17 protein-coding genes are annotated in these 20651 nt (G+C 42.4%); 16 read left to right on the forward strand and 1 reads right to left on the reverse strand.

Translation table 11 applies throughout. The annotated features are described in order from the left end of the window. Positions 1–5: 5 nt before the first annotated feature. The 8 genes from AC1DIV_RS04195 (at position 6) to aceA (ending at position 9452) form a co-directional block, all read left to right on the forward strand. Positions 6–635, forward strand: coding sequence for a FadR/GntR family transcriptional regulator (locus AC1DIV_RS04195; protein WP_105718762.1), 630 nt, complete (start codon positions 6–8; stop codon positions 633–635). A gap of 90 nt (positions 636–725) precedes the next feature. Beyond that, entirely contained in the window at positions 726–1589 is an 864-nt protein-coding gene (gene accD, locus AC1DIV_RS04200; RefSeq protein ID WP_063594386.1) for an acetyl-CoA carboxylase, carboxyltransferase subunit beta, read from the forward strand. Then, positions 1586–2587 (forward strand): acetyl-CoA carboxylase carboxyl transferase subunit alpha, encoded by a 1002-nt coding sequence (gene accA / locus AC1DIV_RS04205; RefSeq protein ID WP_053535914.1) that lies wholly within the window; start codon positions 1586–1588, stop codon positions 2585–2587. Before accD ends, accA begins: the two co-directional genes overlap by 4 nt. Positions 2588–2866: 279 nt before the next feature. After that, complete coding sequence (gene pfkA / locus AC1DIV_RS04210) at positions 2867–3826, forward strand: 6-phosphofructokinase (protein ID WP_340877178.1); 960 nt, start codon at positions 2867–2869, stop codon at positions 3824–3826. Between the two features lie 126 nt (positions 3827–3952). Continuing rightward, a complete protein-coding gene (pyk, locus tag AC1DIV_RS04215; protein ID WP_063594385.1) occupies positions 3953–5713 on the forward strand; it encodes a pyruvate kinase in 1761 nt (586 codons plus the stop codon). A gap of 81 nt (positions 5714–5794) precedes the next feature. Further along, entirely contained in the window at positions 5795–6187 is a 393-nt protein-coding gene (locus AC1DIV_RS04220) for an FxsA family protein (RefSeq protein ID WP_034309123.1), read from the forward strand. 350 nt (positions 6188–6537) lie between these two features. Beyond that, positions 6538–8130 (forward strand): malate synthase A, encoded by a 1593-nt coding sequence (gene aceB, locus AC1DIV_RS04225; protein ID WP_477575830.1) that lies wholly within the window; start codon positions 6538–6540, stop codon positions 8128–8130. Between the two features lie 38 nt (positions 8131–8168). Further along, complete coding sequence (gene aceA, locus AC1DIV_RS04230; protein ID WP_034309118.1) at positions 8169–9452, forward strand: isocitrate lyase; 1284 nt, start codon at positions 8169–8171, stop codon at positions 9450–9452. An 84-nt stretch (positions 9453–9536) separates the two neighbouring features. Here aceA and ytvI read toward each other — a convergent pair whose 3' ends face one another. Then, positions 9537–10661: a sporulation integral membrane protein YtvI gene (gene ytvI, locus AC1DIV_RS04235; RefSeq protein WP_057276705.1), complete on the reverse strand. Its 1125-nt coding sequence runs from the start codon at positions 10659–10661 to the stop codon at positions 9537–9539. Between the two features lie 193 nt (positions 10662–10854). Here ytvI and AC1DIV_RS04240 point away from each other — a divergent pair, with 193 nt between their 5' ends. The 8 genes from AC1DIV_RS04240 (at position 10855) to hflC (ending at position 20539) form a co-directional block, all read left to right on the forward strand. Then, positions 10855–11316, forward strand: coding sequence for a DUF441 domain-containing protein (locus AC1DIV_RS04240; protein ID WP_034309113.1), 462 nt, complete (start codon positions 10855–10857; stop codon positions 11314–11316). A 540-nt stretch (positions 11317–11856) separates the two neighbouring features. Further along, positions 11857–12972, forward strand: a complete 1116-nt coding sequence (gene citZ, locus AC1DIV_RS04245; RefSeq protein WP_048681140.1) for a citrate synthase — start codon at positions 11857–11859, stop codon at positions 12970–12972. 83 nt (positions 12973–13055) lie between these two features. Further along, the gene (gene icd / locus AC1DIV_RS04250; RefSeq protein WP_260088772.1) at positions 13056–14384 is read left to right on the forward strand and encodes an NADP-dependent isocitrate dehydrogenase; all 1329 of its coding nucleotides are present in this window, start codon (positions 13056–13058) and stop codon (positions 14382–14384) included. Between the two features lie 121 nt (positions 14385–14505). After that, a complete protein-coding gene (mdh, locus tag AC1DIV_RS04255) occupies positions 14506–15441 on the forward strand; it encodes a malate dehydrogenase (RefSeq protein ID WP_034309103.1) in 936 nt (311 codons plus the stop codon). A 240-nt stretch (positions 15442–15681) separates the two neighbouring features. Next, complete coding sequence (locus AC1DIV_RS04260; RefSeq protein ID WP_034309100.1) at positions 15682–16401, forward strand: response regulator transcription factor; 720 nt, start codon at positions 15682–15684, stop codon at positions 16399–16401. Beyond that, entirely contained in the window at positions 16398–18176 is a 1779-nt protein-coding gene (pnpS, locus tag AC1DIV_RS04265) for a two-component system histidine kinase PnpS (RefSeq protein ID WP_072273368.1), read from the forward strand. The genes AC1DIV_RS04260 and pnpS overlap by 4 nt, the downstream gene beginning before the upstream one ends. 399 nt (positions 18177–18575) lie before the next feature. Continuing rightward, a complete protein-coding gene (hflK, locus tag AC1DIV_RS04270) occupies positions 18576–19610 on the forward strand; it encodes an FtsH protease activity modulator HflK (RefSeq protein WP_048681237.1) in 1035 nt (344 codons plus the stop codon). Then, positions 19607–20539, forward strand: coding sequence for a protease modulator HflC (gene hflC, locus AC1DIV_RS04275; protein ID WP_034309097.1), 933 nt, complete (start codon positions 19607–19609; stop codon positions 20537–20539). Before hflK ends, hflC begins: the two co-directional genes overlap by 4 nt. Positions 20540–20651 lie beyond the last annotated feature (112 nt).

The following is a 20651-nucleotide window of genomic DNA, read 5'->3' on the forward strand; positions in this document are numbered from 1 at the left end:
TTAATTTGGCAGGTCGTACTTCTTCATCCAAAATTTATCTCGATGTCGTTGAGAGCCTACGTAGCATGATTGAAGCGGACAGCCTCCTGCCGGGAGATAAAATCCCATCAGAACGGGAGTTATCGGATCGTTTTAATGTTGGGCGTTCCTCTGTCCGTGAAGCATTGCGTGCCTTAGAGCTATTAGGTTTAATAGAAACAAGGCGTGGTGAAGGGACGTTTATTAGGGATTTCCAGGAGCATAAGCTAGTCGAGCTTCTGGGAACCTTTTTTTTGCAAGATAAAAAAGTACAAGAAGATTTGGCTGAGACGAAAAGGCTGATTGAAATTGACTGTTTGCGGATCGTCGCTTTTTTCGCTACGGCTGAGGATATCAAAAGATTAATGGCCTGGGTCAAAGCGGATAAGTTTCATGATGATGATTTCTTTTTAAGAATTGCCATTATGAATCGCAATCGTTTGCTGGAAAGAATTTGGCGCATTGTCAACAGCTATGCTAGAACATCAGAGATGGTACAGGGTAATGTGAAAAAAGAAGATTATCTGGCACTTCTTACATATTTGCTCGAACGTGATGAAGAAAAAGCCATCGAAACGTATCTTATTAGAATTAGAAATATGTCGAAGGGCGAATGACACCTTTTTACACGATACTAATTTTATTTCTGATATAGTTTGTACCAAGTATCATAAAATAGATAATTGGTGGTAAAGGGAGGATTAAGCTTGCTTAAAGAGCTATTTGCGAAGTCTAAGAAGAAATATGCAACGGTTCCTTTAGATCGGGAGAAACAAGATGTACCAGAAGGAATCATGACAAAGTGCACCGGCTGTAAAAAAATCATGTATACAAAAGAATTGGTGAAAAACAAGAAAGTCTGTCTGCATTGCGGGTACCATCATCCGATGTCTTCCCATGAGCGCATCGAATTTTTATTCGACGAAGGCACTTTTAATGAATTTGATAAAGAAATGATTTCCGTTAACCCGCTTGATTTTCCGGATTACTTGGAAAAATTGGAAAAAGATAGAAAGAAAGCCAAGATTAATGAGGCGGTTGTTACAGGAGTCGGAAGCATCAATGGGTACCAAGTTTCAACTGCCATCATGGATTCGAATTTCCGGATGGGAAGCATGGGATCCGTTGTTGGCGAAAAAATTACCCGTGCCATTGAACGTGCTGGTGAATTGAAGATTCCGTTCATCATATTTACGGCATCAGGCGGCGCCCGGATGCAGGAGGGTGTTTTGAGCTTGATGCAGATGGCAAAGACAAGTGCAGCACTCAAGATATTCAGCAATGAAGGCGGACTGATCATATCAATGATGACCCATCCTACCACAGGCGGGGTTTCGGCAAGTTTCGCGTCACTTGGCGATATTAATCTAGCCGAACCTGGAGCCCTTATTGGATTTGCGGGACGAAGAATCATTGAGCAGACGATTCGTGAAGAACTTCCTGAAGATTTCCAAACGGCTGAATTCTTGTTGAAGCACGGTCAATTGGATGCGGTCGTCAAACGTACGGAAATGAAGGAAACCTTGACGACGATCCTTAAAATCCATGCCCCGGGCGGTGAGTGGTTATGATTTACGAATTAGAGTTCGAGCGTCCCATTACGGACCTGAGAAATAAAATTAAAGAGCTAAAGACAATTTCGAAGGATGCTGATGTAGACCTTACAGCAGAAATCGAAACATTGGAAAAGCGTTTAGAGAAGCTGGAAGTGGATATCTACAACCATCTTAAACCGTGGGATCGTGTTCAGATTGCCCGGCATCCAGCCCGTCCGACGACGCTTGATTACATTCCGCTGTTATTCAATGACTTCATCGAGTTTCATGGTGATCGTTATTATGGGGATGATGAAGCGATTGTCTCTGGAATCGCAGAATTCAATGGACTTGCCGTGACTGTCATCGGTCATCAACGCGGGAAGGATACGAAGGAAAACATCCGTCGTAACTTCGGCATGCCCCATCCTGAAGGCTATCGAAAAGCTTTGCGTCTGATGAAACAGGCTGAAAAATTCAACAGGCCGATTATTTGTTTCATTGATACGAAGGGAGCTTTCCCTGGTAAAGCTGCTGAAGAGCGCGGGCAAAGTGAAGCCATTGCGAAAAACCTTTTCGAAATGGCAGGACTGAAGGTCCCGGTCATCAGTATTGTCATTGGTGAAGGCGGAAGCGGCGGTGCATTGGCGCTTGGCGTCGGAGACCGAATTTTCATGCTTGAGAACTCAACATATTCCGTGATTTCCCCTGAAGGGGCTGCAGCCTTGCTGTGGAAGGATGCCTCTCAGGCTAAGAGGGCTGCGGAAACGATGAAAATCACGGCTCCCGACTTAAACCGCTTAGGAGTCATCGATGAGATCATTCCTGAAGTGAGGGGCGGCGCCCATCGGGATTCGAATTTACAGGCAGAAGCCATCAAGGAAATCCTGAAACGTTCATTCAATGAACTGTTGCCATTAAATAGTGATGATCTTATCAACCAGCGTTATATGAAATTCAAGAAAATCGGTGAATATGAATTTGCAAAACAACAACCTGAGGGCGAACCTAAGGAAGTGGAACAGCATTCATAAACACATTTTGGAAAAGGAAAAACGTGCTGCCTGGGGCAACACGTTTTTTCATCCTTTCATTCGCGCATATGTATTCATTACCGAAACGAGTAAAGAATATGGTTTGTGTGTAGAATGTAAAGTTTCACACCATTTTACTTCAATTTCTGAAGAGAATCGGTTAGGCTTATAACATCAAGTATGCATAAGTGAAACAGTTACTGCTTATTGAAGCTTGAAAAAGGGTACAATGATATAGCGAAGCTTAAAATTGATTAGTGCTGTAGAGAGGTGACATTTATGAAAAGAATAGGTGTATTGACAAGTGGAGGAGATTCTCCAGGAATGAATGCGGCAGTCCGAGCAGTTGTCCGGAAAGCAATTTTTCATGAAATGGAGGTCTTCGGTATTTATCATGGCTATCAGGGTCTGATAAATGGCAATATAAAGAAGCTTGAACTTGGGTCGGTCGGGGATATCATTCATAGAGGCGGCACGATGTTACATACGGCTCGCTGTCCGGAATTTAAGACGGAGGAAGGCCAGCTGAAAGCGATTGAACAATTGAATAAACATGGTATCGAGGGCATTGTCATAATTGGTGGCGATGGTTCTTACCGCGGGGCGAGAGCTTTAACGGAAAGGGGTTACCCTTGTATCGGGGTTCCTGGAACGATTGATAACGACATACCGGGTACGGACTTTACGATTGGTTTCGATACGGCCCTGAATACAGTCATCGATGCTATCGATAAAATTCGGGATACGGCTACTTCTCATGAAAGGACTTATGTGGTTGAAGTGATGGGAAGAGATGCCGGCGATATTGCACTTTGGGCTGGATTGGCTGGCGGAGCTGAAACGATTCTTTGTCCTGAATATGAATATGAAATAGATGATTTGATTGGAAAGCTGAACCGAGGACATGACCGAGGGAAAAAGCACAGTATCATCATAGTAGCTGAAGGTGTTGGAAGTGCCGTTGATATCTCCAGGAGTATTGAGGCGAAAGCAGGAATTGAAACCCGTGTAACTGTCCTGGGCCATGTTCAGCGCGGAGGATCTCCCTCTGCAAATGACCGGGTATTGGCAAGCCGGCTTGGGGCAAGAGCCGTTGAATTGCTTCTTGAAGGAAAAGGGGGCAGGGCAGTCGGAATCGAACAAAATCAACTTGTTGATTATGATATCATCGAAGCTCTTGCTAAACCGCATACAATTGACAAGAAAATGTATGAATTATCCGCTGAGCTATCCATTTAATCATTTTTATTGACCGATAGGAATCGCTTTTTAGTAATGGGTATTTAAAAGAAGACATAAAACACTGCGCCCCCTGTCTTCAAGAAGTGGACAGGCGGCGAGTTTTCCTTAAAGGAGGATGACACTATGCGTAAAACCAAGATTGTTTGTACGATTGGCCCCGCAAGTGAAAGTATAGAAAAGCTGGTTCAATTAATAGAGGCTGGAATGAATGTAGCACGGCTTAACTTTTCTCATGGAAATCATGAAGAACACGCAGCTAGAATCCGCAATATCAGAGAAGCGAGCGAAAAAACGGGTAAACAGGTTGCCATCCTGTTGGACACAAAAGGACCTGAAATACGGACAAATAATATGGAAAATGATTCTATGGAGCTTGTAGCCGGCAATGAAGTCATTATTTCCATGAATGAAGTCCTGGGAACACCTGAAAAATTCTCCATTACCTATGAAGGGCTTCTGCATGATGTTCACCTAGGATCTAAAATCCTTTTGGATGATGGATTGATCGGGCTTGAAGTGTTGAAGATTGATGAGGTCAGAAAAGAAATCCATACGAAAATCTTGAATAGCGGTACACTTAAGAACAAAAAAGGCGTCAATGTTCCAGGAGTTTCGGTTAACCTGCCTGGCATAACGGAGAAAGATGAACAGGATATCCTTTTTGGGATCGAACAGGGTATCGACTTCATTGCTGCCTCATTTGTACGCAGGGCTTCCGATGTGCTTGAAATAAGTGAATTATTGCAGCAAAATGGTGCGGAACATATTCAAATCATCCCTAAAATCGAAAATCAAGAGGGCGTGGACCGTCTTGATGAGATCTTGGAAGTTTCAGATGGCTTGATGGTGGCACGTGGAGACTTGGGAGTGGAAATTCCTGCAGAAGAAGTGCCATTAGTCCAAAAACAAATGATCAAAAAATGTAATAATGCCGGGAAACCAGTCATAACGGCTACACAAATGCTCGATTCGATGCAGCGTAATCCAAGGCCGACCCGTGCAGAAGCAAGTGACGTGGCCAATGCCATATTTGATGGAACGGATGCAATCATGCTTTCTGGCGAAACAGCTGCTGGAACCTATCCTGTCGAAGCGGTGCAAACGATGCATAACATTGCTTCACGTGCTGAAACTGCCCTTGATTATCGGGATATCTTATCAGTCAGAAGCAAAGTGAACCGTCATAATGTCACGGATGCTATTGGTCAATCCGTTGCCCACACTGCGCTTAATCTTAATGCCGGGGCAATCATCACGCCTACTGAAAGCGGTCATACGGCAAGGATGATCTCCAAATACCGCCCTAAAGCACCGATCATTGCGGTTACATCCAATGATCATGTTTCAAGAAGGCTTGCTTTGGCATGGGGAGTCTATCCGCAGATTGGTCCAAAAGCGACGACTACCGATGAAATGCTTCAAACCGCAATAGATGAAAGCCTGCATTCTGGCTTAGTTTCCCATGGGGATTTAGTCGTCATTACAGCCGGTGTGCCTGTAGGTGAAACAGGTACGACTAACTTGATGAAAATTCATGTGTTAGGAGAGGTTCTTTTGAAGGCTCAAGGAATCGGCAGGAAATCAGCGAAAGGTGAAGTGGTTATCGCTAAGAATGCCAAGGAAGCTTTGGAAAAAGTGAAGGAAGGCTCTGTATTGGTTACAATCGGTTCTGACCGCGAAATGATGCCGGCAATTGAAAAGTGTGCGGCATTGATTACGGAAGAAGGCGGTTTGACAAGCCATGCAGCTGTTGTAGGAGTCACATTGGGCATACCGGTCATCGTTGGGGCGGAGGACGCAACCAAGGTTTTCACGGATGGTCAAAGAATAACGGTCGATGCAGGTCGTGGAGTCATTTATGATGGACATGCAAACGTTCTGTAAAACGAAATTTTGGCTGATTCCTTGCCAATGAGGTAAGATGGATGTACCGCACCAGAAATGGGCTGTGCAGGAGGAATGAAGATGAAATATTTTTTAATGTTTATCATTGCGATGCCGGTCGTTGAAATTATTGTCCTTTTGCTGTCAGGCAATCTGATTGGTTTTTGGCCAACGCTGTTCCTGATTGTAGCCACAGGTTTGATCGGAGCCTATTTGGCTAAACGGCAAGGGATGGAAACGTGGAAAAAGGCACAGGAACAGATTCGTTACGGAATGATGCCAGGAAATGAAATCATTGATGGGATCTGTATCTTTATCGGAGCTGCACTGTTGCTGTCTCCTGGGCTCATCTCGGATATCATGGGATTGATCCTTGTGTTTCCGCCAACCCGGAATCTCCTCAAACCGATTGTTATCCGGTTTATCATGAACAGGATGAATAAAGGGAAAGTTACCATTATTCGGCATAAATAAATATAAGGCTGTCTAAAGGCGTAAGCTTTTAGGCAGCCTTTTTGGTCTTTGAAAAAGATCCGCAACAGCATCCCGTTTTTTTATGGGGTGCTTTTTTGCTTTACAAATGGCTCTCTGTTTCACCATTGAATGATGATTTCCACGAGAATGAAATGTGTATAATAACAGGATTTTTAAATGATACCCTTGGAAACATTGGTAAATAAGGCTTTTCCATGCTAAAAAATCTTTTTTTAGATTTTTTAGAAAAAACTGGTGACAAATTTATACAACGTGTTATATAATACAAACAGGAAATAAAACATCTGTATTATAACATAAAAGAGTTGGAAAGGGTGTGGAGAGGCAACATGATTACGGAAGCAAAAGGCTTACAGATTACAGGCAACATTAAGCCAGGATATGAACAAATACTTACAACGGAAGCTCTTCAATTCATCGAAAGAATGGAACGGCATTTCAGTGGAAGAAGGTCAGAACTTCTAGAACGGCGGAAAAGCGTTCAGGAAGAACTGAATCAAGGCAAGCTTCCTGATTTCCTTGAAGAAACGAAGCATATTCGTGAAAGTGATTGGACGATTGCGCACCTCCCGAATGATTTGCAGGACCGCAGGGTTGAAATCACTGGACCTGTTGATCGTAAAATGATCATAAATGCCATGAACTCAGGTGCCAATGTATTCATGGCGGACTTTGAGGATGCCAATTCACCCACTTGGGAGAATTGCATCGATGGCCAATTGAATCTGCGCGATGCAATCCGCGGAACCATATCATTTAAAAATCCAAATGGCAAAGTGTATGAATTAAATGAAAGAACAGCTGTGCTAAAGGTAAGGCCACGCGGCTGGCATTTGGAGGAAAAACATGTCCTTTTGGATGGACAGCCTATATCAGCCAGCATTTTTGACTTTGGACTATACTTTTACCACAACGCAAAAGCATTGGTCGAAAAACAAAGCGGTCCATACTTTTACTTACCGAAAATGGAAAGCCATCTCGAAGCAAGATTATGGAATGAAATATTCGTATATGCACAGAACGATTTGAGAATCCCGCAAGGAACCATCAAGGCAACGGTCTTGATAGAAACAATTCTTGCTGCATTCGAAATGGACGAAATTCTGTACGAGCTGAAAGAACATTCGGCAGGCCTGAACTGTGGCCGCTGGGATTATATCTTTAGTTTCCTGAAAAAATTCCGTAACTCGGATGATGTCATTTTCCCAGATCGACAGCAGGTCACGATGACCGTCCCGAACATGAGGGCGTATTCCTTACTGGCAATCAAAACATGTCACAGCCGTAATGCTCCTGCAATTGGCGGGATGGCCGCACAAATTCCCGTTAAAAATGACCCGGTTAAGAACGATGAGGCTTTTGCGAAAGTTAAGGCAGATAAAGAACGCGAAGCAAGAGACGGTCATGATGGAACATGGGTTGCCCACCCAGGTATGGTAAGCACGGCAAAAGAGGTTTTTGATCTGCTCGTCCCAAAACCGAATCAAATTTTCCGGAAACGGGAAGATGTCCATGTAACAGCACAAGAGTTGCTGGCTGTACCGGAAGGAACGATCACAGAGGCAGGCTTAAGGACGAATATTAATGTAGGCATCCAATATATCGCCTCATGGTTAAGCGGCAGAGGTGCGGCACCTATCAATAACTTAATGGAAGATGCTGCAACCGCTGAAATTTCAAGGGCTCAAGTCTGGCAATGGATCCGTCATCCAAAAGGCATTCTCGAAGATGGCAGGAAAATAACCGAGGAATTATTCCATCAAATCAAAGAAGAAGAATTGGCGGTCATTAAATCGGAAGTAGGGGAAGAAACTTTCAAATCAGGAAAGTTTGAAGAGTCTACTAAACTATTTGAACAATTGATTGAAGCCGAGGACTTTGCAGATTTCTTAACTAACGAGGCATATGAAAAATTATCTTAATATTCAAAATATATAATATGAATTAGGAGGAAATAATGATGATGAATGAGAGAGCGCAAAAATTACAACAAAGCTGGGAAAATGACTCACGGTGGACTGGTATTAAACGTCCTTATACGGCCGAGGAAGTCATTAAACTGAGAGGTTCCATCGATATTGAACAAACATTGGCACGCCGCGGTTCAGAAAAACTATGGAATCTATTAAAAACAGAGGATTTCATCAATGCATTAGGAGCATTGACCGGTAACCAAGCCATGCAGCAGGTGAAAGCTGGTTTAAAAGCAATCTACTTAAGCGGCTGGCAAGTGGCGGCAGATGCTAACATCGCAGGGCAAATGTACCCTGACCAAAGTTTATATCCAGCCAACTCCGTGCCGCAAGTTGTTAAACGCATTAATCAGACACTTCAGCGTGCAGACCAAATCAGCTTTGCTGAAGGGAAAAATGATATCGATTGGTTCGCTCCAATCGTGGCGGATGCTGAAGCAGGTTTTGGCGGTTCCCTTAACGTCTTCGAATTAATGAAAGGCATGATCGAAGCTGGAGCGGCTGGCGTTCACTTCGAAGACCAGCTTTCTTCCGAGAAAAAATGCGGTCACCTAGGCGGTAAAGTCCTTCTTCCAACCCAAACGGCAGTACGTAATTTAGTTTCCGCCCGATTGGCAGCCGATGTAATGGGTACACCGACCATCTTGATTGCCCGTACGGATGCTGATGCTGCAGATTTGATCACCGACGATATAGATCCGGTCGATGCACCATTCATCACTGGTGAAAGGACTCCAGAGGGATTCTACCGCACAAATGCAGGTCTTGACCAAGCAATTGCAAGAGGCCTTGCTTATGCGCCATATGCCGACCTTATTTGGTGTGAGACTTCTGAACCTAATCTAGCGGATGCTCGCCGCTTTGCCGAGGCCATCCATGCAGAGTTCCCGGGAAAATTGCTTGCTTACAATTGTTCCCCATCATTTAACTGGAAAGCGAAATTAAGTGATGAAGAGATTGCCAATTATCAAGTGGAATTGGGTAAATTGGGTTATAAATTCCAATTCGTTACACTTGCAGGCTTCCATTCATTGAATCATAGCATGTTCAACCTAGCTCTTGGTTATAAAGAACGCGGCATGGCTGCATACTCTGAACTTCAACAAGCGGAATTCGCTAGTGAGCCGGACGGCTATACAGCAACACGTCATCAGCGTGAAGTGGGAACGGGTTACTTTGATGAAGTGGCACAAGTCGTTTCTGGTGGAACATCATCCACAACAGCACTTGCAGGATCTACTGAAACAGAACAATTCGAGACGTCGAAATAATTCTAGTTTAAAACCAAAAATCCGCCTTGTACCCGAGGCGGATTTTTAAATGGAAAAGAGTGGCTAATAGATGTCTGGATTGCCTTAAGTGGTTTTCTTTGTATCCCCGATGATGAAAGTCCATATGGCCTTGAAGACATTGGCACGCTGAAGTGTATTGAATATGACAAGTACGACAGGTCCTGCAATCAGTCCTAGAAAACCGATCAATTTGAATCCGATGAATAAGGCGATGAGAGTGGCAAGCGGATCCAAACCAATACTGGATGAAAGTACTTTTGGCTCTATTAGCTGACGCTGGACAACGACGATTATGTACAGGACGGACAAACCGATTGCGAGACTTGTATTCCCGGCGATGAATTCAAAGATGATCCAAGGAATGAAAATCGTACCTGTCCCTAAATAGGGAATAATATCGACCAGTCCGCATATCAGGGCAATGGTAATTGAATAATTCACCCCTAAAATGAGAAATCCGATTAAAATCGTGACAGTCGTCAATGAAACAAGAGTGAATTGTGCCCGGATGAACCCGAATAAAGCCCGTTTTAAATCCCTGAATAATCGCTTTGCACCTGCAAAAATCTTATCAGGCAACACTTTTCCGGTCATGCGGCCGAAGGTATCCCAATCTTTGCTGATGAAAAATGTGCCAAGCAAAGTAAAAAGGAGTGCCGTTGCTGTAGTTGGAAACCATCCGATGATTGTGGGGATGTTCTTCAAGAAGGCTTGAATGAAGCCGCTTACTCCCGTCGTGATGGATTCACCGATATTTTGGATATTCTTGAGGATTGTGTCTTGCTGTTCGGTATCCAAATTATTGAACATGGCAGCTATTTGATTATATAAAGGGATGACGGTGGTAGCGATATATGTTTCTATATAATCCACGATGGTTTCAATGTGTTTCGGGATGACTCCGGCAAGGTAATTGGTCCCTGAAATGATCTCGGTGACCAGTAAGGTGATAAGACCTGCAAATAAAAGGAAAATGAGTAAAAGGGAAACGAATACAGCCAACCCCCGTGGCAGCCGTCCTTTCCTTTCGAAAAAAATGACCAGGGGATTCATCAAGAAAGCGATGATCATGGCAATGATGAAAGGATATGTATATTTAGATAAATAAAACAAGGCAATTCCACCTAAAATTATCCCTCCGACGACCAGTAAAGAACGAATGAAACGATACATATATACCGGATTCAAGTCATATCCTCCTTCAACCATTAAGTTTGTATTATAATTGTAACGATGATGGAAAAGAAAGGAAAGATTCTTTCATCTTTCGTTTTGAATTTTTTCTGCAGATGCATCGTTCCTTAAATCATTTTTCTCCCAAGAAGAAGGGAGTTTGTTATGTTAAAATAACAAAAAACAGAAGGAAGAAGGTGAAGGGATAATGATAAACGGTCCTGTCGTATTTTTAATTCTGCTTGCTGCAATCGGTTGGTTTGGGAAAAATACCTCACTGATCATGGCTGCGGGTTTTCTTTTAAGCATGAAACTGATTGGCCTTGACGCTAAAGTGTTTCCATACCTGGAAGCGAAAGGAATCAACCTGGGCGTCACGATCATCACGATCTCCGTACTCATTCCCATAGCAAACGGGGCGATTGGTTTCAAGGAACTAGGAGACGCGATAAAATCCCCTTATGCCTGGATTGCACTTGCATCCGGAATAGCCGTTGCGCTCATAGCAAAAAATGGGATTACACTGCTGTCGCATGATCCGCACATTACCACCGCTCTTGTATTTGGGACGATTCTTGCGGTCGCCTTATTCAAAGGTGTGGCTGTCGGCCCGTTAATCGGGGCAGGAATTGCTTATTTATGCATGCAGATCTTCAATTTTTTTAAATGAAGCGAGAGGCTAAGGGGAGAAAAGTCCGTCAGTACTGGAAATGTAAATTTTCTATTTAATGTTTCGTTTATTCTGCTTTGAGACATTTTTTTTGAAAAAAACGATTTTAAACGCATGAATAAAGCAAGAGAATATGTAGCTAATTTTTCTAATAAAATAATAATTTTTTCACATTTTAAGTGCTTTTCATTCCCAAAAAAGTGTTTATTGTTTATAATAATCATGTAACTGCTCTGATTTATTAAAATTGGGATTCAGAATATCATTGATATTTTTGAGGAATCTTAAAAAAAAGATGTAGTTATTGAGCAAGCGCTCACTAGGAATAGCTACAAGCATTATTTTTAGAATTTCTTATTAAAGATTATCGTACATTTTACTATTGTTGGGGTCATATTCTGTGAACGCTTCCAATACAAGATGTATGTCTTCTGCTAAAAAATAGATGGTTGTTTACAATAGCTAATTTCTTGGAAGCGCTACATTTATACGCTAATAGCAAGGGCATAGGGGAATATCTAGGAAAAGGAGAGATTTAGTATGACAGCAACAAAAGGTCTTGAAGGTGTGGTAGCAACAACTTCATCAGTAAGCTCCATTATCGATGACACATTAACGTATGTAGGTTATGACATCGATGATTTGGCTTCGAACGCAACATTCGAGGAAGTAATCTATCTTTTATGGCACGGAGCTCTTCCGAACAAAAGCCAACTAGAAGAATTAACTAAACAACTTGCTGAAAATGCTGAAATTCCAGCTGAAGTGGTTAATCACTTCAAAACATACCCAATTGATAAAGTACATCCAATGGGAGCTCTTCGCACTGCAGTATCTCTTCTTGGTCTTTATGATGAAGAAGCAGATGTAATGAGTGAAGAAGCTAACTATCGTAAAGCAATCCGCATCCAAGCAAAAATCCCTACATTGGTAACAACTTTCGCTCGCGTCCGTCAAGGGAAAGAAGCTGTTGCTCCGCGTACAGATTTAAGCTTTGCTGCTAACTTCTTATATATGTTAAGCGGTAATGAACCAACGGCAATCGAAGAAGAAGCATTCAACAAAGCATTGGTTCTTCATGCTGACCATGAATTAAACGCTTCTACATTCACTGCACGCGTTTGTGTGGCTACATTAGCTGATATCTATTCTGGTGTAACTGCTGCCATCGGCGCTTTAAAAGGCCCACTTCATGGCGGAGCTAACGAACAAGTCATGAAAATGCTTACAGAAATTGGTTCAGTTGATAACGTTGAGCCATATATCAACGAAAAATTAGCCAATAAAGAAAAAATCATGGGCTTTGGCCACCGTGTATACCGTAAAGGTGATCCTCGTGCTAAACACCTTAAAGAAATGTCACAAAAACTGACTGAACTTACTGGACAACCGCAATATTATGATATGTCCATCAAAATTCATGAAATCGTAACCGGTCAAAAGAATCTTCCGCCGAACGTGGATTTCTATTCTGCTTCCGTATACCACAGTTTAGGCATCGAGCATGACCTATTTACACCAATCTTTGCTGTAAGCCGTGCTTCAGGCTGGATCGCTCATATCCTTGAGCAATATTCAAACAACCGCCTTATCCGTCCGCGTGCAGAGTATGTTGGACCAGGTATGCAAAAATATGTACCGATTGAAAACCGCTAATTAAAAGTTTTTTCGAAAAATCATTTTTTATTTCATCGAATTTGTAGTAAATTAATAGATGTGAGTAAAAAAGGTTAGTGGTTCTGCCTTATTTAAGGGCAGGCCATCTAACCTTTGAATTTGAATCGGAGGTAAGAGACATGACACAAAGCCAAAAAATCACAGTTACTAACGGTGTACTTAACGTACCAAACAACCCAATCGTTCCTTATATTGAGGGAGACGGAATCGGTCCTGATATCTGGGCTGCAGCATCCCGCGTTTTAGACGCAGCAGTTGAAAAAGCTTACAATGGCGAAAAGAAAATCGAATGGAAAGAAGTTTTAGCTGGACAAAAAGCATTTGACCAAACGGGCGAATGGCTTCCACAAGAAACTCTTGATGTCATTAACGAATATCTAATCGCTATTAAAGGACCTCTTACAACTCCAATCGGTGGCGGTATCCGCTCATTGAACGTTGCATTGCGTCAAGTATTGGACTTATTCGTATGTCTTCGTCCAGTGCGTTACTTTGATGGTGTACCTTCACCAGTTAAACGTCCAGAAGACACTGACATGGTCATCTTCCGTGAAAACACTGAAGACATCTATGCTGGTATCGAATATGCAAAAGGTTCTGACGAAGCTAAGAAATTAATCGAATTCCTTCAAAATGAATTCGGTGTTCAAAAAATTCGTTTCCCTGAAACTTCAGGTATCGGAATTAAACCGATTTCCGAAGAAGGAACAAAACGTCTTGTTCGCGCTGCACTTAACTATGCGATCAAAGAAGGCCGTAAGTCATTAACGCTTGTTCATAAAGGTAACATCATGAAATTCACTGAAGGTGCATTCAAAACTTGGGGTTATGAAGTTGCAGAACAAGAATTCGCCGATAAAGTGTTCACATGGAACCAATATGACAAAATTAAAGATGCTGAAGGCACTGAAGCTGCTAACAAAGCACAATCTGCTGCTGAAGCTGAAGGCAAAATCATCGTTAAAGATTCCATTGCAGATATCTTCTTACAACAAATCCTGACTCGTCCTAAAGAGTTTGATGTTGTTGCAACAATGAACTTGAACGGAGATTACATTTCTGATGCATTAGCTGCACAAGTTGGCGGAATCGGTATCGCTCCAGGAGCAAACATCAACTACGAAACTGGACATGCCATCTTCGAAGCAACTCACGGAACGGCTCCTAAATATGCTGGTCTTGATAAAGTTAACCCATCTTCAGTTCTTCTTTCAGGCGTTCTTTTACTTGAGCACCTTGGCTGGAACGAAGCTGCAAACAGCATCACTAAATCAGTGGAACAAACAATCGCTTCTAAAGTTGTTACATACGACTTTGCCCGCCTAATGGATGGTGCAACGGAAGTTAAATGTTCTGAGTTCGCTGATGAGCTTATCAAAAACCTTAAATAATTCATTATATGCTTTCTGGAAAAGTGCCTGAACGGGCTGCTTTTCCAGGAGGCTTATATATATTTTCAGAGGATGTTAAAAGTATTCCAAAAGTATTTATATATTTTAAGGAGGAAATAACATGTCTAAACGTAAAAAAATCACAGTTGTAGGTGCTGGATTCACTGGTGCTACAGCAGCATTCCTGGCAGCTCAAAAAGAGCTTGGTGATATTGTTTTAGTTGATATTCCGCAAGCTGAAAACCCTACAAAAGGTAAAGCTCTTGATATGGCGGAAGCAGGACCTGTTCTAGGTTTCGATGCTAACATCATCGGTACATCCGACTATGCAGAAACAGCTGATTCCGACGTGGTGATCATCACTGCCGGAATTGCCCGTAAGCCCGGCATGAGCCGTGACGACTTAGTTCAAACTAACCAAAAAGTTATGAAATCAGTAACTAAAGAAGTCGTTAAATATTCCCCTAATACAACAATCATCGTTTTGACTAACCCTGTAGATGCAATGACTTATACTGTATACAAAGAATCCGGTTTCCCTAAAGAACGCGTTATCGGGCAATCAGGTGTTCTTGATACAGCTCGTTTCCGCACTTTCGTGGCTCAAGAATTAAACTTATCCGTTAAAGATGTAACTGGATTCGTACTTGGCGGACACGGAGACGATATGGTTCCTCTAGTGCGTTACTCTTATGCAGGCGGAATTCCTTTGGAAAAATTGATCCCTCAAGATCGTTTAGAAGCAATTGTGGCTCGTACCCGCACTGGCGGCGGGGAAATCGTAAACCTTCTAGGAAACGGAAGCGCCTATTATGCACCGGCTGCATCCCTGGTGGAAATGGCTGAAGCGATCCTTAAAGATCAACGTCGCGTTCTTCCGTCAATCGCTTATCTCGAAGGTGAATACGGATTTGAAGGCATCTACCTTGGAGTGCCGACTGTACTTGGTGCAAACGGCATTGAACAAATCATCGAACTTGATTTGACTGAAGGCGAAAAAGCGGCACTTTCAAAATCAGTTGAATCAGTTAAAGCAGTCATGCAAGTCCTTCAATAAGAGATCATAATCGAACTGCCCGGATATTGGAAGAAAAGGCACGGCCTTATTCCGACTCCGGGCAGTTTTTTAATCCGCTTCAAAAGAACCCTGGAACTTATAATCTCCCTGCTGAAGATAGGAATAACTTTATTTCCGTTTTTTTTATGTGTAAATTTCATATAATATTCTTTATAATGGAATTGGATGAGTAGACCAAGAAATTGGTCTTTTGGGTAATACATAATTCAGGAGGATCTAATGTCAAAGAAAATTCTCGTAGTGGATGATGAGCAATCAATAGTTACCTTACTTCAGTACAATTTAGAACAATCAGGCTATACGGTGATCACAGCTTTGGATGGAGAACAAGGGCTGGAGGCTGCCGTGGATATACGACCCGATTTAGTGGTATTGGATTTAATGCTGCCTAAAATGGACGGGCTTGAAGTATGTAAGCAGCTTCGCCAGCAAAAAATCAATATACCGATCTTGATGCTGACAGCTAAGGACGATGAATTTGACAAGGTGCTGGGACTGGAACTGGGGGCGGATGATTACTTGACCAAGCCATTTAGTCCCAGGGAGGTAGTGGCCCGGATTAAAGCCATTTTAAGAAGATCCCAGTTGCAATCGAACGGAAGTGAGTCAAATCAGGATCAGGAAGAGGGTCTCCTGAAATTAGGGGAATTGAAAGTGTTCCCGGAACGATACGAAGCATTCTTTGATGAACAGCAATTAGAATTGACTCCAAAGGAATTTGAATTACTTTTATATTTGGCGAAGAATAAAGGAAGAGTGCTGACCAGGGATCAACTTCTCAGTGCGGTATGGAATTATGATTTCGCGGGAGATTCACGGATCGTCGATGTCCATATTAGCCATCTTCGTGAAAAAATAGAGAAAGATACAAAAAAACCACTCTATATTAAAACGATAAGGGGCTTGGGGTATAAGCTTGAGGAGCCTAAAAAAGAATGACGACCTATCGTAAAAAGCTCTTATATACCCTCATCACATTGGTGATGGTCGTCCTGATGGCCGTGGGCTTTTTATTAGGGCACTTGTTCAAAAGTTATTATATTAAAACGTTCAATGAGCGTATACAGAACGAAACATTTTTCATTTCTACATATATTCAGGAGCATGGCGGGATCGAGTCCTTTTTGGAAAAAGGGAAGACGGCAAAACTGACACCCCTTTTAGATTCTAATTTAACCATTCTTTCCGCGAGTGGGGAAATATTATACGATTCGACATCATCCAATGAAATACTTAAAAGCCATGCCAATGTCCTTCGCAAAATAACTTTGGAAAAAGGGCTTAAGAATGGGGAAGGGTATGAAGTGGTCGAAGGCGAATCGGACCTCCATTATTATTGGAAGACGGTTGAAAAGGACGGCGAGATCGAAGGCTTTGTCGTCCATAGCAATGAAATAGAGGCCATCCATCAAGTGAATAAACAAATGTGGCAAATATTGATCATTTGTTTAGGGGTTGCCTTGATCATCATCCTGATGCTTGCGAGTAAAATCACTTCATATTATACCCGTCCGATCGAAGAGGCGACGATGGCAGCCATTGAACTGGCAAAAGGGAATTACGGAACCCGGACATTCGGTAGGCATTCCGATGAAACGGGAATGCTGACAACTTCCTTGAACATATTGGCGAGGAATCTTCAGGAAACAGAGATAGCGAGGGAAATGAATCAGGATCGTTTGGAAACTCTTGTTGAGAATATCGGTAGCGGGGTCTTGCTGATAGACAGTAAAGGGTATACGACCTTGATCAACCGGGAATTCAAGAAAAGCTTCCGTGTGAACGCTGCTACGTTTTTGTTTCAGGAATATTATTCGGTCATTAAAGACCAGGAAGTGATAGCCATCATCGAAGAGATCTTTCGAACGGAAAAGACGATAAAACGGCAGGTGAAGATACCGCTTGCCATAGAACGTAAGCATTTTGAGATTTACGGCGCTCCAATAATCGGGAATCATGATGAATGGAAGGGGATCCTCCTCATTTTCCATGATATCACCGAATTGAAAAGGCTCGAGCAGATGCGGAAGGATTTCGTGGCTAATGTGTCCCATGAATTGAGGACTCCGATCACTTCCATTAAAGGCTTCTCTGAAACATTGTTAGATGGCGCCTTAAAAGACGAAAAGACCTTAAAGCACTTTTTATCGATTATCTTGAAAGAAAGTGACCGGCTGCAAGAACTCATTCAGGAGCTTCTGAATTTATCCAAAATGGAGCAACAGGAATTCGTTTTAAACGCAGGGGTCGTGGATATTACGAAAGTGCTTGGCGAAATACAAGAGATGCTTATAGGCAAGCTGAAGGAAAAAGAGGTATCCCTTGAAATTAAAACATCACCGGAACCAGTTTTCATTGAAGGGGAATCTGACAGGATCAAACAGGTTTTCATCAATTTGATTACGAACGCATTGACCTATACACCAAATGGCGGCAGGGTCACCGTTGACATCATTGAAAATGAACAGACCGTCGATATTACAGTTCAAGACAACGGGATCGGCATCGAAGAAAAAGAACTTCCAAGGATCTTTGAACGGTTCTACCGGATCGATAAGGCGAGGAGCCGCGATTCAGGAGGAACGGGCATTGGACTGGCAATCGTCAAGCATATAATAGAAGTCCATAAAGGTAAAATCAACGTGGAAAGCACACCTGGAACCGGGACGACTTTTACAGTGACTTTAAATAAAAGCTTAAAAGGGAAAATGTAGCGGGCATCTTATTTACATGTCCTTTACAATTCCTTAAAACGGACTTCATAATGCAGGGGTACAATGGTTGTACAACCCCTCATCCAAGGAGTTAAACATTGACAGAGACATAGTCTCTGTTTGATTATTTAGAAGTTCAACCAAAATTTTAAAGCAAAGATGATTGGAACAGGTAGACAAAACTCCTGTAGGAATAGCGTCTAAGTTCCCAATCAACATTCAAATCGTACACCCTTAATAAACTGTAGGCAGAGACATGGTCTCTGTCTTTTAATTTTGGCTATATTCCCCGGGAACCATTCCTCTATCCTATTTTTCCAGGAAAATATTTGATTTTTATGAAACTTTAGGCCCTTTCTTGCGTAAATAAGATATAACTGCAAAGAAGGGGTGATACATATCGTTAGCTTAAAAAGAATATATACAATTACAGGACTTGTCTTTCTTATTTTAATTTTGGGTGTAGTTGCGATATCGACCTGGTACACGGTTGATGAATCCGATCAAGCTGTCATAATGACGTTTGGTAAAGTGGAGGAGACGATAACGGAACCAGGACTTCACTTTAAACTGCCTTGGCCAGTTCAATCGGTCGAGAAATTATCCAAAGAAACATTCAGTCTTAAATTTGGATATAAGGAAGAGGATGGAGAGGTGACGGATTACCCGAGTGAGACCAAAATGATTACGGGTGATGAAAATATTGTGCTGGCCGACCTAGTCGTTCAGTGGAAAATCACCGACCCTCCAAAATATCTATACAATGCAGAAGATCCAGAAAAAATATTATACGATACGACTTCAGCTGCATTACGGAGCATAATCGGCAGCACGAAAATCGATGATGCCCTTACATCTGGTAAAGCGCAAATCGAAGCGGATGTACGCGATTTATTGTCACAGCTAATGGAGAAGTATGATGTCGGGATTTCCATATCTGCGGTTAAACTCCAGGACGTGGAGTTACCGAATGAAGAAGTGCGGAAAGCATTTACCAATGTAACGGATGCCCGTGAAACGGCGAATACGAAAATCAACGAAGCGGATAAATATGAAAATAAGCGTATGAATGAAGCGGAAGGGGAAAAAGATGCCATCATTTCACAGGCTAATGGGGATAAAGCTGCCCGTACGGAAGCTGCCCGCGGAGATGTTGCGGTCTTTGAAAAATTACTCAGTGAGTATAAAGGCAATAAGGGGATTACGAAGGACCGCCTTATTATTGAGACCCTTGAGGAAGTATTGCCGAATGCAGAGATTTATATTATGAATGATGATGGAAACACAATGAAGTACTTGCCGCTTCGCTCGCTTGAAAAGGAGGAAACGAAAAAAACTCCTGCCCCTGATGAAGCCGCCATACCTGAAGAAGAAACGAAAAAAGGGAATGCATCGGAAGAAAAAGCGACAGGGGAAGGGGGCACTAAACAATGAGTGGAAAAATAATAGATTTCTCTGAGTTGAAAAAAGGGGATTTTCATTGGAGGGGCTATGTGAGAATCGGCATTTTCCTGATTATTTTCATCGCGCTGCTGCTAATCATCTTCACCAATGTCTATATAGTCAAAGAGGGCGAATACAAGGTCGTCCGCCAATTCGGTGAGGTGGTAAGGATCGATAAGACCCCGGGATTGAAGGCGAAGGTGCCATTCATTCAGAGTATCATGACCTTACCGAAGTATCAGATGACTTCCGATGTTTCCGAAGCGGAAATCAATACGAAAGATAAAAAGCGGATGCTGATCGATAACTATGCAGTTTGGAGAATAGAAGATCCGAAGAAATTGATTACAAATGCAAGGACACTTGAGAATGCCGAAACGAAAATGGAAGAGTTCATCTATTCGGCAGTTCGTTCAGAGTTGGGCCAGCTGAATTATGATGAGATCATCAATGATGAGAAGTCATCCAGGGGAAGTTTAAACGACCGCATAACCGAAAAAGTCAATGATTTGCTGCAAAAGGACAGTTATGGAATCAGCTTGACGGATGTCCGGATCAAGCGGACTGACCTGCCTTCCGAAAACGAAGCATCCGTCTTCAAGAGGATGATTTCCGAGCGGGAATCGAAAGCGCAAGAATACCTGTCCAAAGGTGATGCGAAGAAAAACCGTATCATTGCGGATACCGATCGGAAAGTGAAGGAACTGCTTTCTACTGCGGAGGCTGATGCAGAAGTGATCAGGGCAGAAGGAGAAGGGGAAGCAGCGAAAATCTATAATAAATCGTTTTCCAAAGACCCCGAATTCTATAAACTATACCGGACTCTTGAATCCTACAAGAAAACGATTGGAGATCAAACGGTCATCGTTCTGCCTTCTGATTCCCCTTATGCCAGCTTGTTAATGGGAAATACTAAATAACCTTGATGCCGTCATTTTTCTTTCCTCTTCTACTCATGGTAGAATAGAGAAGGAAAATGAACGGCTTTTTGCGTTTTTATATAGAAGCTATAACTACATAAACCTGTATGAC

The organism is Peribacillus sp. 05N428, assembly GCF_056397085.1.

Coding starts and splice junctions, on each gene's coding strand:
- accA (WP_053535914.1), top strand. CDS start 1,586: ATGATTTACGAATTAGAGTTCGAGCGTCCCATTACGGACCTGAGAAAT.
- pfkA (WP_340877178.1), top strand. CDS start 2,867: ATGAAAAGAATAGGTGTATTGACAAGTGGAGGAGATTCTCCAGGAATG.
- pyk (WP_063594385.1), top strand. CDS start 3,953: ATGCGTAAAACCAAGATTGTTTGTACGATTGGCCCCGCAAGTGAAAGT.
- AC1DIV_RS04220 (WP_034309123.1), top strand. CDS start 5,795: ATGAAATATTTTTTAATGTTTATCATTGCGATGCCGGTCGTTGAAATT.
- aceB (WP_477575830.1), top strand. CDS start 6,538: ATGATTACGGAAGCAAAAGGCTTACAGATTACAGGCAACATTAAGCCA.
- aceA (WP_034309118.1), top strand. CDS start 8,169: ATGATGAATGAGAGAGCGCAAAAATTACAACAAAGCTGGGAAAATGAC.
- AC1DIV_RS04240 (WP_034309113.1), top strand. CDS start 10,855: ATGATAAACGGTCCTGTCGTATTTTTAATTCTGCTTGCTGCAATCGGT.
- citZ (WP_048681140.1), top strand. CDS start 11,857: ATGACAGCAACAAAAGGTCTTGAAGGTGTGGTAGCAACAACTTCATCA.
- mdh (WP_034309103.1), top strand. CDS start 14,506: ATGTCTAAACGTAAAAAAATCACAGTTGTAGGTGCTGGATTCACTGGT.
- AC1DIV_RS04260 (WP_034309100.1), top strand. CDS start 15,682: ATGTCAAAGAAAATTCTCGTAGTGGATGATGAGCAATCAATAGTTACC.
- pnpS (WP_072273368.1), top strand. CDS start 16,398: ATGACGACCTATCGTAAAAAGCTCTTATATACCCTCATCACATTGGTG.
- hflC (WP_034309097.1), top strand. CDS start 19,607: ATGAGTGGAAAAATAATAGATTTCTCTGAGTTGAAAAAAGGGGATTTT.